Source organism: Microbulbifer sp. HZ11 (assembly GCF_000708675.1).
Classification (GTDB): domain Bacteria; phylum Pseudomonadota; class Gammaproteobacteria; order Pseudomonadales; family Cellvibrionaceae; genus Microbulbifer.
Window position 1 is genome coordinate 1159500 of the sequence record NZ_JELR01000001.1, and the last position, 15862, is coordinate 1175361.

Consider the following 15862-nt stretch of genomic DNA (forward strand, 5'->3'; position numbering starts at 1 on the left):
CCGCTCATTTCAGATCGTCGGTGGGGCAGAGGCTAGCACTGAGGCCGTGGTCTGCGGTGATATTGGAGCCGGTCATGGCACCGGAACAGGGCGACAGCAGGAAGGCGGCGATATGGCCAACCTCCTCAACGGTGTTGTATTTGTTGTCCGCATGCATCTGGTCAAAAGACGCTGCCAGTGCCGGGTTTTCATCGGCGACTTTCGCCACCGCTTCGGTCTTGGTCAGCCCCGGACACAGGCTATTCACGCGAACGCCCTTTTTGCCCAGGCTCCAGGCCATGGCGCGGGTCATGGCAACAATCGCACCCTTGGTAGCAGCATACATTTCGTAGCCCGCCACGCTGGCACCGGCGTGATTGGAAGCGATATTCACAATCGTCGCACCGGGCTGCATACGGCGCGCCGCCGCCTGACACAACAGGAATACCGAGCGCTGGTTCACTTCCCAAAGGCAGTCCAGCTTGTCCAGATCAAAGTCAAGAAAGTCCCCCTCGATGGTGACACCCGCGTTATTCACCAGGCCATCGATGCGCCCGAACCTTTCGAAGACCTCGTCGATAAAGGGCGTGATGGCGGAAGCATCCCCCACATTCAGCGGAAAATAGGCGCTGTCAAAACCGCGGTCGCGCAAGGTTTCCACCCGGTTACTCGCATCATTGATATCCGCCAGCACCACCCTGGCACCCGCCTCGGCACACACCTGTGCAATTCCCCAACCGATGCCCGCAGCGGCACCGGTGACGATAACAACCTTCTGATCCAGCAAGGCTTTAGACATGAAGACTTCTCACTTTCTTGAACGGTCCACCGGTGCGCGCGCTCAGGCGCGCACCATGGCCGCTTCGATTTCTTCGATGGATTTGTTTTTGGTTTCCGGCAGCAGGCGGAACAGCAAAGCAAGGCTCACGCTGATACAGGCGGCGTAGAACAGGAAGATTTCCGTCGCGCCCATATTGTTCAATTGCCAGGGGAAAAACTGCTGCACGAAGTAGCTGACGGTACTCACAATCAGTGCAAAGAATGGAATCGCCACACCGCGAACATGAGTGGGGAAAATTTCCGAGAAGAGCACCCACATCACCGGCCCGATGGACAGGTTAAACGCGGCGATAAAACACATGATGCCCATTAATACCAACTTGGCGTCGATCTGAATAGCCTGCTGGATCAGCGCACCCTCATTGGCCCGCGCGGTCGCTTCGCCGAGCGTCTGATACATGGCCTGTTTGAAGGCCACATCGCTCTCAAAAGCAGTACCCACCAGGGCCTGCAAGCCTGACACATCAATATTCGCATCCGCCAGCGCCTGCAGCGAAGCCGCGCTCAACTCATAGCTGGCCTGACTGAACGCCCAGCTGCACAGAAACAGACTGACACCGCCCCACGCAAGGCCGAACAGCACCAGCGGGCGGCGCCCAAGACGATCAATCAGCAGCAGCGCCAGAATCGTAAACATCACGCTCACTACGCCGACGATCACCGCCTGCATAAAGGCGGCATTGGTGCCGATACCCACCTGCTCAAAAACGGTGGGTGCGTAGAACATGATGGCGTTGATACCAGTAATCGGCTGAGCGATGGCGATCACCAGGCCAACCCAGAAGGCGGTGCGCAGGCGCGGCTTGAAAATCTCCGCCACCTGCTGGCGGAAGCTGCCGGTGGGTGCGGCCGCAGCACTCTCCTGAATTTCCTGAATCTGCGGTTCGATATGTCCAGCGGGGATCAATTTGCCCATCACGGCGCGAGCCTCATCCAGGCGCCCTTTCAGCACCAGCCAGCGCGGGCTCTCGGGAATAGCCAGCAACATCAACAGCCAGATCAGCGCTGGGATCACCTCCACTCCAAGCATCCAACGCCAGGTGTACTGATCGATCCCAAGCGCGCTTACCCAGGCGGCGTCCGCGTTGGACGCCTGCAGAATCAGGTAGTTGGCAAAGTACGCCGCCGACAGCCCCACTACGGTCGTGATCTGGTTCATGGAGACCAACTTGCCGCGCATATTGGCCGGGGCGATCTCGCCGATATACATGGAGGCGAGAGACAGGGAGGTAAATGCAAGGCCACCGAGGAAGCGTGCCGCCACCAGCATTTCAAAATTGGGGGCGAGCACCGAGCCAATGGCAGAAAGAAGATAAAGAGCGGCGATAATCAGCAGCGCCGATTTACGGCCCCAGGCGTCACAAATGCGCCCGGTGACCATCAAGGCAAAAATCACCCCGAAACCGGGCGCACTGACCACGGTCCCAACCTGCAAGTCGGACAGGGTAAATTCGGCCGTAATAAAGCGTACGGTGCCGGAGATCAGCGCCGCATCCAGTCCAAAGATGAACCCGCCAAATGCCACGATCGCGGCAAATTTGAAGGCGGTCAATTGGAATCCTCTCATCGGATAACCCTCTTTATTGTTATGGGTACTCCGACCGCTGATACCTGCCACCCTCTTCAGGGCGTTAGCGTCAAGTATCTTCTGGTTGCACGGTCGGCCACCACTTGATGTTGGCCCATCATACAACCCCAATCCATTTTTGTTAACAATTAACTATATACAAATATTCCTGAATCCCTTTATACTGCATCCATCCTGTCCCGTCACTGGGAATAGATCGTTAAAAAAGACCAGCAAGAAAAATCACAGGAACCTAATAGGAAACCAACAGGAAACTACGATGCTGAGCCAGCAGTTCCACCAGGCTCTGGAAGCCTGCCCTCTTATCGCCATTATCCGCGGCGTTACCCCGGACGAAATCGATATGGTTGCCAATACCCTGCTGGAAGCCGGTGTACGCGCTATCGAGATCCCACTGAATTCACCGGTAGAGCCCCTTAAGAGCATCGAGCGGCTGGCCCAGATCATGGACGAATTCGGCGAATCCACCATCTGTGGCGCCGGTACCGTACTCACATCGGAACAGGTCCAAAGTGTACAAAATGCAGGCGGAAAGATCATTGTTTCGCCAAATTGCGACCCGGAAATCATTCGGGCCACTATCGACCGGGATCTGATCTCTGTTCCTGGCTGCCTCACCCCGACCGAAGCCTTCAGCGCACTCAAGGCCGGTGCCCGGGTGTTGAAAATGTTCCCGGTGGCGGACTTCCCGGCCCAGTACCTGCAATCCCTGGGTGCGGTGGTCCCGAAAGATATCCTCACCCTGGCGGTGGGCGGCATCACCGATACCAATATGGAAGAGTACTGGAAAGCCGGTGCCCGCGGATTCGGCCTCGGCTCCAATATTTACGCCGCCGGCGACAATGCCAGCCAGATCGCGGACAAAGCGCGGATCATGGTGGACGCGGCCAACCGCGCCAAAGCACTAGGGAACCTCTGATCAAGTCCGTGATGCCTCAGGCTTTCAGAGCGGTTCACAATCAAGGCGTGGCTTCGCAGGAATGTCTAGACCTTTCAAGAAGTCACAACGCAGAGTGTGGATCGCTCTGAAAGCCCCGCAGGGCGCGACCTGAAGACAGCATCTGCTGCGTTGCAGCTCTTGTAAAGGGCCAGCCATTCACTGCAAGCTGCGCCTAACAGCTACTGCCTTCAGGTCACGCTGAGGCATTACGGACTTGATCAGAGGTTCCCTAGGCGCCTGAACAATTTCTCTCTTACACCGGAGACTCTCCCTGTGATGGAATCCGGTGCACCTTGTCAGTTGCGATTGACTCTTCGTGACCTTTGTTCGTGCCGCAACACGAACATTTCTCTCGCTTCAACGCCCCTTTTCAGGGGCGTTTTTTTATCTCTTGTATTTACTCACCACCCCGCTCAGAGACCAAGCGACGCACTGACCCGCGCTGCAGATTCCCGCACTGCCCGCACCAGTTCTTCCCGCTCCAGCTTTTTACCTACTACCGACGTCAGGCTGGATACCGCCAGTGCGGCAATGGTCGCCCCATCCGGCTGCCCCACCAATGCAGCGCAATCGGTCACGCCATCGGTCAATTCACTGGTCCGGAGTTCAAACCCCTGATCGCGCACCGACAGCAAAGACCGCTCCACCTCCGCAGCGCCATCCATATCGGGCCCTCTTTTCTGGAGCTCTTTGTCGAGAAGGCCCGCGCGGCGCCCGGCCTCGCAGTTTGCCAGCAGCACCCGTCCGGAAACGGTCTGCAGCAACGGGAAAAGCGTACCCTCATTGAACGACAGGGAAACCGGCCCGGGGCTCTGCACCTGCAGCACCACCATCAGCTGCCCCTGGTGGATCACACTCAGGTGACAGGATTGGCCCAGACGCGCCGCCAGCGCCTCCATCTCCGGCTGCGCCGCAAAGCGCAATTGCGATACTGGCGACAGGGTACGGGTCAGCTCCAGCAGCTTGAGAGACACCCGATATTTGCCAGACACTTCATCCCGCAGCAAGTAACCCCGGGACTCCAGGCCAACCAGCACCCGGAAGATCTCACTATTGGTGCGCCCGATACCCTGGGCAATATCCGACTGGGACAGCGGCAGCGATTCGGCGGCGAGAAATTCCAGTATTTCCAGCGCCTTGTCCAGCGCGGGCACCGCGTATTTATTCGCGCCATTGCCATTCTTCTGGCCGCCGACCTTTTCGCTCACTTTCTCGGGCACCACTTCCCCCTGACCCATCGAGTTTATCGGTTTGTTATACCCGCGCATTTAAGCACAGGTTGACACCACCAAAAAACGATTTTTATACTTGAATAACAATTTTAAATATAAAAACCCAATCCTGATGAGCCGCCAACCTGCGGGTGCCCCCAATCCCGGACCAGCACCCGCGCCTCGCACAGCGAGACACTCCAGAGACACTATGGAGAAAATCGAGAGAAAACTATGAGCAGCTCCGACAACGACCAACAGAAGCAAGGCACCCCGAAGCAGCAGACGGCGGAACCCATCGTCCTGCGTGGCATGACCTGGAACCATACCCGTGGCTTTACCCCCATGGTGGCGGCAGCCCAGCGCTTTGAAGAACTGAACCCCAATGTCACCATCCAGTGGGACAAGCGTTCACTGCAGGCCTTTGCCGACCACCCCATCGACGACCTCGCCAGCCGCTACGACCTGCTGGTGATCGATCACCCCTGGACCGGTTTTGCCGCACGGGAAAAGGTCATCCTGCCCCTGGACGAGCACCTGCCCGCCGCCTTCCTCAAAGACCAGGAAGATAACGCCGTGGGACACTCCCACACCTCCTATCACTACGATGGCCAGCAGTGGGCCCTGGACGCCGCCACCCCGGTAGCGTCATTGCGCGCGGATCTGCTAGAAAAAAAGGGACTGGAAGAACCCCAAACCTGGGAAGATCTGATGGCACTGGCGGAAAAAGGCCTGGTGGCGGTGCCCAGTATTCCCCAAGACACCCTGATGAACTTCTACATGCTGTGCTCCGCCATGGGTGAAGATCCCTGTGTGGGCGAAGAAGAAGTGGTGAGCAAAGCGGTGGGGATCGAAGCCCTGGGCATGCTGAAGGCGCTGTCCGACAACCTGGATCGCCGCTGCTTCGACTGGAACCCCATCAAGGTGTACGAGGCCATGACCCGCAGTGACGACTTCGCCTACTGCCCCTTCGCCTACGGCTACGCCAATTACGCGCAGCCCGGCTATGCCCGCAAACTGCTGGAATTCCGCGATACCGTGACTGCAGGCCCCAAAGGCGAACACCTGAAAACTACCCTGGGCGGCACCGGCCTCGCCATCTCCGCGCACACCAAGCACGCGGAAGTGGCCGCACAATTTGTGGAGTTTGCCGGTAACCCGGAACTGCAGGCCTCTTTCTATATCCAGTACGGTGGACAGCCAGGGCACCGCAAAGCCTGGACCAGTGAGTCAGCCAATCACCTGACCAACAACTACTTCACCAACACCCTGCCCACCCTGGACCGCGCCTTCCTGCGTCCACGCTACCATGGGCATATGTTTTTTCAGGACAACTCCGGCGCGCCCATTCGCAACTACCTGATGCACGGTGGCGACGCCAATACATTGCTCGATCACCTCAACGAGCTGTACGTAAAGTCCCGCCAAAACTGACAACCACTGAAACCTATGATGCAACCGTTAAAAGGCATAACCGTTCTCGAATTCAGCCAGTACCTGGCAGGCCCCTACGCGGGCCTGCGCCTGGCCGATCTGGGCGCGCGCGTGATAAAGGTAGAGCGCCCCGGCAGCGGTGACGCCTGCCGCAGGCTCGCCACCAAAGACCTGTGGGTGGATGGCGACAGCCTGCTGTTCCACACCATTAACCGCAATAAAGAATCATTTTGTGCGGACCTGAAAAACCCGCACGACCTGAATACGGTACGCGAACTGATCGCGCAGACGGATGTGATGACCCATAACTTCCGCCCCGGTGTGATGGAAAAAATTGGCCTCGACTATCCCAGTGTCAAAGCCCTCAATGCGCAGATTATTTACGGAGAAGTCTCCGGTTACGGCAACGAAGGCCCCTGGGTCCACAAACCCGGGCAGGACTTGCTGGCACAGGCGGTTTCCGGCGTGGGCTGGCTCTCCGGTAATCACAGTGACGGCCCGGTACCCCTAGGCCTCGCCATTGCTGATATGCTGTGCGGAACGCATCTCGCCCAGGGCATTCTCGCCGCCCTGGTGCGCCGGAAAAAACTCGGCATCGGCGCAAAAGTGCAGACGAGCCTGCTGGAGTCCATGGTGGATTTTCAGTTCGAAGGTCTCACCACCTACCTGAACAACGGCCGCCAGCTACCCAGCCGTAGCGAGATTGCCAATGCCCACGCATTTCTCGGCGCGCCCTACGGTATCTATCAAACCAGCGACCACTGGATTGCCATTTCCATGGGGCCACTCGGGCCGCTGGCCGAAGCACTGCAGTGCACAGCCCTGAATAAAAGTGACAGTGAAACCTTCAGCCAGCGGGACGCGATTAAAGCCGTACTGGCAGAACACCTGCGCACCCAATCCACCGACCATTGGATGACACGCCTGAATGCCGCCGGTATCTGGGCGTCGGAAGTGGTGGATTATGACCAGCTGCTCCACCACCCCGCCTTCAAGGCCGTAGCCATGGAGCTGCAGGTTTCCCGCCCCGCCTCCTCGGCTGACCACAGCTCATCTGAGAAAAGTACAGTTACCGTAAACACCACCCGTTGCCCACTGCGGATCAACGGCCAGCGCTTTACCAGTGCTAAAGCCGCCCCACGCCTGGGTGAAGATACCGATCATATTCGCAACAGCTTGCTAGAAAGTTCAAATCAGCGGGAGGCTGCACAATGAGCCAGTTCCAAAAACCGCTCGCCGGTATGCTGGTACTCGACTTCTCCCAGTTTCTGTCCGGTCCTTCTGCGGCTTTGCGCCTGGCGGACCTGGGTGCACGAGTAATCAAAATCGAGCGCCCGGAGCGCGGCGAAGACGGCCGTAACCTGTACCTTTCCGACTGCGTGCTGGAGGGGGAATCTACCCTGTTCCACGCCATCAACCGCGACAAGGAAAGTTACTGTGTCGACCTGAAAGATCCGACCGAGCGCGAAGAGCTCAACACGTTGATCCGCAAAGCGGACATCCTGATCGCCAATTTCCGTCCCGGCGTCATGCAGCGACTGGAACTCGACTACAACCATGTAAAAGCCATCAACCCACGCATTATTTACGGTGAAATTACCGGCTACGGCGACACCGGCCCCTGGGCCGAACGTCCCGGACAGGATTTGCTGCTGCAGGCGCTCTCCGGCCTCACCTGGCTGTCCGGCAGCCGCGACGATGGCCCGGTAGCCATGGGTGTACCGGTTGCAGATATTTTTACCGGCGCGCAGCTGGTGCAGGGCATTCTCGCCGCCGCTTTTGCCCGCGAATTTACTGAAAAAGGCAGCCTGGTACAGATCAGCATGCTCGAAGCCATGCTGGATTTTCAGTTCGAGCCACTCACCATCGCCTTACAGGACCCGCAACAAACCATCGAGCGCGCCGTCGTCAATGGCGCCCATGCACTGGTGGCCGGCGCCTACGGTTTCTACCAGACCAACAACGGCTACATCGCGCTCTCCATGGGCCGCGTGGAAGACCTTGCGCGACTGCTCGACTGCCCCGCACTACTGCCCTACTGCGACCCGACCCTCGCCTTTACCGAGCGGGATGCCATCAAGCAGATTCTTGCAGATCACCTCCCCTCCCAGACAACCGCGCACTGGCTCTCGCTACTGGAACCGGCGGATATCTGGTGTGCGGAGGTACTCGACTGGAATCAACTGTTGGCACACGACGGTTTCAAAACCCTCGACATGCTGCAATCCCTGCCCATGTCTGGTGGCAGCCGGTTGACCACCAGCCGCTGCCCCATTCGCATCGACGATCAATTCCTGTGGGGAAGCCATCCAGCGCCGAAACTGGGACAACACCAGCGCGCCATCAATAACGAAATCAAAAAATGAGAGATGAGAAGTGAAAATGAGAGGAACCGGTCATGAATGAGCGCCATTCGCAATCGAATGTTTCGCTATCAAAGTCTACCCCCGGGGTGGCCCATATTACTTTACAGCTAGCGCCAGCGAATGCCTATCACGAGTCATTCCTGCGGGAAATCGGCATTGTCATTCGCACCCTGGAACAGGACGACAGCGTACGCGTGGTGGTGATCAACAGCGCGCTGCCGAAATTTTTCTGTGCCGGCGCCGATATCAAAGTGTTTGAAAGCAACAGCGTACAGCAAAACCTCGCCCTGGTCGCCGCAGCACGGGAGAACGCCAACGCCATTGAGAACAGCAGCAAGATTTATATTGCCGAAGTCGCCGGCCACTGCCTCGGAGGCGGCCTGGAAATTGCCATGGCCTGCGATTTTATTTTCGCGGCAGAAGGCAACTACCGCTTCGGCCTGCCGGAAATCAAATTGGGGCTGATCCCCGGCAATGGCGGCACCCAGCGTCTGGTCCGCCGGATCGGCCGCCGCGCCGCCATGGAGATCCTGCTTACCGGGGACACCTTCGGGCTCGCCCAGGCCCAGGAGCTGGGTTTGCTGGACGGAGTTTACAGCGCGGAATCCCTGGCTGCCGGCACCGCCGAGTTTGCCGAAGAAATCGCCCGCGGTCCCGGCCGCGCCATCGCGGCCACCAAGCGTGCACTGCGTGAAGGCAGTTCCCTGCCGCTGGATCGCGGCCTCGCTCTGGAGGCGGAGCTGGCAGATTCTCTCTATGAAACCGCAGATGCGGTGGAGGGACTGAAAGCCTTCGTTGAAAAACGCGTACCAGTATTTAATCAGTAGCGTCCGACCGGTAGCACCAAACCAACAGACTCGACCGAACAACAAACAAAAAATGCGACGGAGAAGATGATGAGTACACAGATAGCGGAAACCGCCCAACAACATTACCAGTGTTATATCGACGGTGAATGGGTCGACAGTGATAGTAAGCTCCCGGTGGAAAATCCCGCGAACGGCAAAGTATTTGCCAGTGTCCCGGACTGCACCCTGGCACAGGCTGACACCGCCCTCGCCTCCTCGCAGGCGGCACTGCAGAGCTGGAAAATGCTCCCCGCCATCGAGCGCGGCCGCCACCTGTTCAACCTGATTGAAGCCCTCAAACCCAAGCGCGACCTGTTTGCCAAACTGCTGGTACTGGAACAGGGCAAAACCCTGGCCGAGGCCTACGGCGAGTTCGACGATACGCTGAACTACCTCACCTATTCCGCCGAAGCGGCACGCCGTATCGAGGGCAACATCTTCCCCTCAGACAATGCCGGCGAACAGCTGTGGATTCAGAAGGTCCCCTACGGTGTGACCGTCGGCCTGTGTGCATTTAACTACCCACTGGCCCTGATCGGCCGCAAGGTAGGCCCGGCACTGGTCACCGGCAACACCATGATCGTAAAACCCCACGAGGCCACCCCGGTGACCGCCATGGAATTTGCCAAAGCGGTGGAAGAAGCGGGAATCCCCAAGGGGGTGATCAACATCATCAGCGGCAGCGGAATCGCCGTGGGCGAGCACCTGGTAAAAAGCCCCATTACCCAACTGGTCACCCTCACCGGCAGCATCCGTGCGGGCCAGGCCATCTGCCGCGCAGTTGCGGAGAACGTCACCGCAGTCTCTCTGGAACTGGGGGGCAAGGCCTCGTTTATCGTGCTCGACGATGCGGACATCGACAAGGCCGTGGATGCGGTGGTCATCTCCCGCTACGCCAACTGCGGGCAGGTATGTATCTGTGCCGAGCTGGTGCTGGTGCACGAAAAGGTCGCGGATGAATTCACCCGCAAGGTACTGGAAAATGTAAAAGCGCTAACAGTAGGCAACCCCATGGACAACCCCAGCATGGGCCCATCGGTCACTGCCCAGGGTCTGGACCGCGTGGACTCCATCGTGCAGGAAACCATCAATGCCGGCGCCACCCTCGCCTGCGGCGGTGCCCGCCCGGAAGGCGCAGAGTTTGAACACGGCAACTGGTACCAGCCTACTGTACTCACCGACGTGACCGCGGATATGGCCGCTGCGCGGGAAGAAATCTTCGGCCCGGTACTGCCCATCGTCAAAATTAAATCCTTTGATGAAGCGGTAGAAATCACCAACCGCCGCAACGATGGCCTCAGCTGCTACCTGTGGAGCAACGATTACCGGGTAATTATGGACGGCATCAGCCGCCTGGAAGTAGGCACCGTATTCGTAAACAAACAGATCGTCGGCTATATCCAGGGCTACCACTCCGGCCACAAGCGCAGCGGTATTGGTGGTGAGGACGGCATCTACGGTATCGAAGGCTACCTTCAAAAACGCGCGGTATACTTAAATTACAATTAACCTATATACACAAATGACCCACGGCCCCAGAGCTCAGCGGTCAGGAGAATTCCTGATCGCGATTGTAAAGCCCACCTGAGCACTGCTAAGGAAATGCGAGCAGGGACACCTTGGTGGTGCCGGCCGGCTCAACGATTTGCGTTACTGTTTCCCCGTTGGTCCAGGTCGCACTCAATTGCCTGGGCTCTGAACAGCCTGCCAGGCCGAAATAGACATATCGGTTGTAACCACGCTCGTAGCCGGCGTTGCCAATACCAACCCGCCGGGTTTGCGTTTGACCACACGCGCTTAATTGCAGGATGCCATCGAGCGGGGTGAAGTCAGGTGATTTACCTTCGCCCAGATCGATGACAAGAGACTCTCCAACCTTCTCGGTCTCATTTCTGAACAGGTGCCACTGGCCGTGCTCGTTGGCATACAGCAAGTCCTGTTTTCCGTCCCGATCAAAGTCCAGGGCAACACCACCGAGGCCCCAGGAGCCTAGGTCGTTTGAGACCACTTGATGGTTGTGCGCTATCTCGAAGGTTCCGTTGCCCTTGTTGCGGTAAATACTGGATTGAGTGGGGGTTACCAGGTTGCCGCGCTGTACGAAGAACAGGTCCAAGTAGCCGTCGTTATCAAAATCCGCGACTACCGCACCGGTGCTGTTAGACGGAGCATCCAGGCCGGCCTGCGCAGTAACATCCACGAATGTGCCATCGCGATTTTCCAGAAGTACGTTGCTCAGTGCATCTTTGTGTCTATTGCTTTGCGGGCTCGGGTTCTCTGCCAACCCCTTTACCACACCGGCGGTAGGAGACCAGATTTTGCCTCCGATTCGCCAGTTACTATTGCCGATATAACCGGCGTGTAACCCCTGCTCCTGCTGGTGATCGGGCCAGCCAAGGGAATCGCTATTAATCAGATCAAGTGTTTTACCACTGTGGGTTTCACCGGGAAATTTGTATTGATAGGCAGATTCACCGATGTAGATCTGACGGTGCGGCCAGGGGCTCTGGTAATTGACCAACTTTAGAACGTCACCTGCCGCCAGATCGAACTCGAAAGTATCGCGGCGCACATAGAATCCCCAGGTTCCGGTTTCTTCATCGTAAAAGGTTTCACCGCTTTCAAAGGGATTTGCCCGGCTCAAAACGATATCGAAGTCGCCGTCGTTATCGAAGTCGATTTCTACTGCACTGGTAACATCCCGATAATTAGCCGGTAGCCACTGTTTCGTCACTTCTTCAAAGTCAAAATCGCCCTGGCCGCGATGCAATGAGATGGGGCCATGGCCATACAGTAGAAGATCCTGCTGACCATCGCCGTCGATATCGGTAATCAGGGTTCGCTGCCCATCGCCATGCACCCTGGCATTCAGGCGGCCGGCTAACTCAAGGGTGCCATTGTGTGTATTGCGATACAGGTAGTTTTCGCTCTCACCGCGTTTTTCTTTGGAAGGAAACGCAAAGTTCAATAGGTCCGCCGCGCCGTCGTGGTCCAGGTCGGTGAATTGCACAGTGCGACCGCGCATATGTATCAGCGGTTCGGGGAAATCTTCTAGGCGTTCAAAGTTACGCTCGTCATCCACCCGGTAAATGACCGAGTTGCGTGCATTCGAGCCAGAGCCGCCACCGCGGGATACGATGATTTCCAACGCGCCGTCCTGGTCAAAATCGGCGACCGATACACCGTGAGAGTCTCCCATCAGGAGATCATAGGGCTGTCCAAAATTTCCGGCGTTATTCCAGAGTATCCGCACACCGAAGCCATGATCATTCAGAATCAGATCTGGCCAACTATCTTGATCGAGATCCGCCACGGCCGGAGCACCCCACTTCCGCTGGTTTTTCTGCTCGCCAAAATAGCCAGTTTTTACCGCTGCAAACCGTATGCCGTCATTAACTGGTACGGCTCCAGCCGTGCGGTGCTCACAGCCCAACAGGCTAACGGAGGAAATTGCAACCAGCATCGCAGCCAGACACATCTTTGGAACCATTGGACTCATAGTAGGAAGCCTAAAAAATCGGCCACCGAAAGTACTTGGGCGGCCGAGAAAACTGATGATTTACAGATAATTTCTGAAAGTTCAATCCGTGGAAAAGGTTTTATCAAACCGTGGCATACCGTGTTGACGCCACAGGGCGCCTTCTTTGTGGATATGGAACCAGCCGGGCTGTGCGTTATCCCATGACCACACCTCCATCTCGCGCACCATGTCACGCAGCATCAGTGGGTGCTTGTCGGCAAGATCACGTGTTTCTTCTTTGTCCTGTTCGATATTGAACAGCTTCCACGGAGTGTTCTCCCCCACCTTGACCGCCTTCCACTCATTGCGGCGCACTGCGGCATCGCTATAGCTGCCGCGGTGGCGCAGGGCAAAAATTAGCTCATCCTTGTGCGGCGCCTCGCCGGATTTCAGGAACGGGACCAGGTTTTTTCCATCGAGCTTATTTCCCGGTTCAAGCTCCGCACCGGCTAAACTTGCGAAGGTCGGGAACAGGTCCAATGCTTTGACCGGGTGTTCAAAGCGCGAACCCGCTTTGATCTGTTTCGGCCAGTGCATCACCATTGGCGTGCGGAATCCACCCTCAAATACACTGCCCTTCCCCTCTCTCAGCGGATCGTTGTTGGCACCATATCTTTTATCACCGCCGTTATCGCTAAAGAAAACGATCAGGGTGTTGTCCAGCTGCCCGGTACTCTTGAGTGTGTCCACCAGCTCGCCAACACCGCGATCCATGGCGTACACCATGCCGGCGTAGGTCCTGCGATCTTTGTCCTTGATATCGGGAAACTTCGCCATATCTTCCTGCTTGGCTTGCAGTGGTGAATGGGGCGCGTTGTAGGCCAGGTACAGGAAAAACGGCTTGCCGGTTTCTGCGGCTTTGCGCACAAAATTGACGCCCTCGCGGGAAAGGGCATCGGTGATGTATTCGTTCTCTTCTACTTCCTTGCCATTATGTTCAAGCGGTCTGATGTAGGGATCAATATTGGTGAGTCCCTGTGCTTTCTGATTGGCATATAGTTTTTTGAACAGCTCGGGGAAGTAGTTGTGCCCCCCACCCAGAAAGCCGTAAAACTCGTCAAAGCCGCGTCGATTGGGATGGTATTCCGGCGCCTCTCCCAGGTGCCATTTGCCCACTGCCCCGGTGAAGTAGCCATTTTCCTGTAACACTTTGCTGACGAACTTATCTTCCGTAGGAATCCCCACAAAAGAACCGCGGACTGGTAAATTGAACTGAGAGCCGATCTTGTGGGGATAGCGGCCGGTCATCAGTGCCGCCCGGCTTGGCCCGCAAAATGGGTGTGCGGTATAGGCCTCATTGAAGGTCATGCCCTCGCTGGCAAGTTTGTCCAGATTCGGTGTAACAATGTCTTTCGAGCCATTAAAGCCAACATCTGCGTAACCCAGATCATCTGCAAGAACTACCACAATGTTGGGTTTGTCGATCTTCTCTGCGGTAGCCGCAAAAGCACCACCTGCCGCCAGACTCAATAGCGTTACCGCCAGTGTTCTCAACACATCCATACTTCTCTCGCTTCTATTTCCCGAATTTTATTTGAGGAGATCTTTCATCTGTAAATCAAACCGGGACAGTACCGGGTCTTCTGTCCTTTCCAGCTCTTCACGCATCAGACGCGCCATATGTACCAGCTGGTCGCGGTACTTCGGCTTGTCGAACAGGTTGTTTATTTCAATCGGGTCTTTGCGCAGGTCATAGAGTTCGTCGCGGGCATCACCGGGGTTCCACACGAATTTCATATCCGGCGTACGCAGCGCGCGAATGCCGAACCAGCCGCCGTTGTACCACTCGTATGCGTAGAGCACGGTGTCCTTGCGTCCCTTGTCGGCAACGTCACCCTTGTCCATCAATGCACGCAAGGAGCGCCCGTCCTGAACGCCGTCTTCCGGCAACCGCATGAGCTCTGCCAGGGTCGGGGTAATATCCAGCATGGAGACCTGACGGGTGACGGATTTCGGTTGCACTTTGGGACTGCGAATCATCAGCGGCATACGCATCAGTTCGTCGTAGGCGTAGGGGCCTTTGTCATACAAGCCGTGCTCGCCGAGCATGCTGCCCTGGTCACCAACAAACACGATATGCAGATTTTCGTAAAGGCCGGTTTGTTTTGCGGTTTCGAGGATTTCACCCACTGCGCGGTCGATCATCGCCATGGCGCCGTAGTAGTAAGCGCGCATTTTCAGCCACTCCCCATCACTCAGGTGACTGACGTCGTGCCAGGGCCAGAACGGTTCGTCCTGGGACATGGGTTTGTTCACCCGTTTGCTCAGGTGGTTGGCCGGTAGTGTCAGGGTTTCAGGAGCGAACATACTGGCGTAAGGCTCCGGTACACGGTACGGCGGGTGCGGCTGATCGAAGCTGATTACCCCGAAAAAGGGCCGTTTTTCTTTGGCCGCTTTGCGCAGCAGGTCCTGGCCCGCTTTTACTTTTTTGTAAGTGCTGGTGTCTTGGTAGGTTCCAGGCAGAGTCTGGAAGTACTCGACCTTCTCACCATTGAAATAGTCCGCTTTTTCGCCTTCCGGTGCATTGGCTGCGGCCTTGTATCTGGCAATATTTTTCTGGATACCATAAGGCGTCAGCTGGCGCATACTACGGGACCAGTCCGCTTCCTTGATTTCTGCGGTGTAGTCTGCACCACGCAGGCGAACCCCCTGCGGGCCCAGGTGCCATTTGCCCACGTAACCGACGAAGTAGCCAGCTTCCTTGGCGCGGGCAATCAGGCCACCTTCGGACAGGTCAAGCTCAGAGAGACGGGAGTGATACAGGCCGACGTTATCGTCCAGCCCGGTTCTGTGTCCCCAACGGCCGGTAAACATAGCGGCACGGGAGGGAGAGCACAGTCCGGTGGTGGTCATGGCATTGTCAAAGCGCACGCTTTGCTCGGCGAGGGAATCGATATTCGGCGTAGATACAGGACCATCGCGGTAGGAGAAGGTATCGAACCGCATGTCGTCGAACATCAGGATCAATACGTTTTCACGGTCACGCCTGGCTGATCCCGCTTCCGAGGGAGTTGCGACTGCGGAGGTTGCGCCCGCGAGTACACAGGCGAACACCCCTGCTAGCAATTTATTCATTAAGTCCACCCGAACTTTATTTTTATCAACAGCGGGGTTTCTCAGGTCTTTGCACATAAGAGCT

12 protein-coding genes are annotated in these 15862 nt (G+C 57.0%); 6 read left to right on the forward strand and 6 right to left on the reverse strand.

From position 1 onward, the window contains the following. Positions 1-4: 4 nt before the first annotated feature. A complete protein-coding gene (locus AU11_RS05125; RefSeq protein WP_043316976.1) occupies positions 5-778 on the reverse strand; it encodes an SDR family oxidoreductase in 774 nt (257 codons plus the stop codon). Between the two features lie 42 nt (positions 779-820). After that, positions 821-2371, reverse strand: coding sequence for an MFS transporter (locus AU11_RS05130; protein WP_231491551.1), 1551 nt, complete (start codon positions 2369-2371; stop codon positions 821-823). Between the two features lie 295 nt (positions 2372-2666). Between AU11_RS05130 and AU11_RS05135 the strand changes: the two genes are divergently transcribed. Then, positions 2667-3326: a 2-dehydro-3-deoxy-6-phosphogalactonate aldolase gene (locus AU11_RS05135; protein WP_051686967.1), complete on the forward strand. Its 660-nt coding sequence runs from the start codon at positions 2667-2669 to the stop codon at positions 3324-3326. Between the two features lie 434 nt (positions 3327-3760). Here the strand turns inward: AU11_RS05135 and AU11_RS05140 are convergent, their stop codons facing one another. Next, the gene (locus tag AU11_RS05140; RefSeq protein ID WP_231491553.1) at positions 3761-4585 is read right to left on the reverse strand and encodes an IclR family transcriptional regulator; all 825 of its coding nucleotides are present in this window, start codon (positions 4583-4585) and stop codon (positions 3761-3763) included. A 207-nt stretch (positions 4586-4792) separates the two neighbouring features. Between AU11_RS05140 and AU11_RS05145 the strand changes: the two genes are divergently transcribed. The 5 genes from AU11_RS05145 to AU11_RS05165 all read left to right on the forward strand — a co-directional run bounded on the left by AU11_RS05145 (position 4793) and on the right by AU11_RS05165 (position 10715). After that, entirely contained in the window at positions 4793-5992 is a 1200-nt protein-coding gene (locus AU11_RS05145) for an ABC transporter substrate-binding protein (RefSeq protein WP_081847941.1), read from the forward strand. Between the two features lie 15 nt (positions 5993-6007). Continuing rightward, a complete protein-coding gene (locus AU11_RS05150) occupies positions 6008-7207 on the forward strand; it encodes a CaiB/BaiF CoA-transferase family protein (protein WP_043316978.1) in 1200 nt (399 codons plus the stop codon). Next, a complete protein-coding gene (locus AU11_RS05155) occupies positions 7204-8358 on the forward strand; it encodes a CaiB/BaiF CoA-transferase family protein (RefSeq protein WP_043316979.1) in 1155 nt (384 codons plus the stop codon). The genes AU11_RS05150 and AU11_RS05155 overlap by 4 nt, the downstream gene beginning before the upstream one ends. A 32-nt stretch (positions 8359-8390) precedes the next feature. Continuing rightward, positions 8391-9185, forward strand: a complete 795-nt coding sequence (locus tag AU11_RS05160; protein ID WP_043316981.1) for an enoyl-CoA hydratase/isomerase family protein — start codon at positions 8391-8393, stop codon at positions 9183-9185. A gap of 69 nt (positions 9186-9254) precedes the next feature. Next, entirely contained in the window at positions 9255-10715 is a 1461-nt protein-coding gene (locus AU11_RS05165; protein ID WP_043316983.1) for an aldehyde dehydrogenase family protein, read from the forward strand. Between the two features lie 85 nt (positions 10716-10800). On the opposite strand, the gene AU11_RS05170 is transcribed toward AU11_RS05165, so the two are convergent. From AU11_RS05170 to AU11_RS05180, 3 genes are all read right to left on the reverse strand, one after another. Continuing rightward, positions 10801-12702, reverse strand: a complete 1902-nt coding sequence (locus tag AU11_RS05170) for a VCBS repeat-containing protein (RefSeq protein ID WP_081847942.1) — start codon at positions 12700-12702, stop codon at positions 10801-10803. Between the two features lie 81 nt (positions 12703-12783). Then, positions 12784-14226, reverse strand: coding sequence for a sulfatase-like hydrolase/transferase (locus AU11_RS05175; RefSeq protein WP_043316985.1), 1443 nt, complete (start codon positions 14224-14226; stop codon positions 12784-12786). Positions 14227-14253: 27 nt separating this feature from the next. Beyond that, positions 14254-15798, reverse strand: coding sequence for a sulfatase-like hydrolase/transferase (locus AU11_RS05180; RefSeq protein WP_043316988.1), 1545 nt, complete (start codon positions 15796-15798; stop codon positions 14254-14256). Positions 15799-15862: the final 64 nt, after the last annotated feature.

Coding starts and splice junctions, on each gene's coding strand:
- AU11_RS05125 (WP_043316976.1), bottom strand. CDS start 778: ATGTCTAAAGCCTTGCTGGATCAGAAGGTTGTTATCGTCACCGGTGCC.
- AU11_RS05135 (WP_051686967.1), top strand. CDS start 2,667: ATGCTGAGCCAGCAGTTCCACCAGGCTCTGGAAGCCTGCCCTCTTATC.
- AU11_RS05140 (WP_231491553.1), bottom strand. CDS start 4,585: ATGGGTCAGGGGGAAGTGGTGCCCGAGAAAGTGAGCGAAAAGGTCGGC.
- AU11_RS05145 (WP_081847941.1), top strand. CDS start 4,793: ATGAGCAGCTCCGACAACGACCAACAGAAGCAAGGCACCCCGAAGCAG.
- AU11_RS05150 (WP_043316978.1), top strand. CDS start 6,008: ATGATGCAACCGTTAAAAGGCATAACCGTTCTCGAATTCAGCCAGTAC.
- AU11_RS05155 (WP_043316979.1), top strand. CDS start 7,204: ATGAGCCAGTTCCAAAAACCGCTCGCCGGTATGCTGGTACTCGACTTC.
- AU11_RS05160 (WP_043316981.1), top strand. CDS start 8,391: ATGAATGAGCGCCATTCGCAATCGAATGTTTCGCTATCAAAGTCTACC.
- AU11_RS05165 (WP_043316983.1), top strand. CDS start 9,255: ATGAGTACACAGATAGCGGAAACCGCCCAACAACATTACCAGTGTTAT.
- AU11_RS05170 (WP_081847942.1), bottom strand. CDS start 12,702: ATGAGTCCAATGGTTCCAAAGATGTGTCTGGCTGCGATGCTGGTTGCA.
- AU11_RS05175 (WP_043316985.1), bottom strand. CDS start 14,226: ATGGATGTGTTGAGAACACTGGCGGTAACGCTATTGAGTCTGGCGGCA.
- AU11_RS05180 (WP_043316988.1), bottom strand. CDS start 15,798: ATGAATAAATTGCTAGCAGGGGTGTTCGCCTGTGTACTCGCGGGCGCA.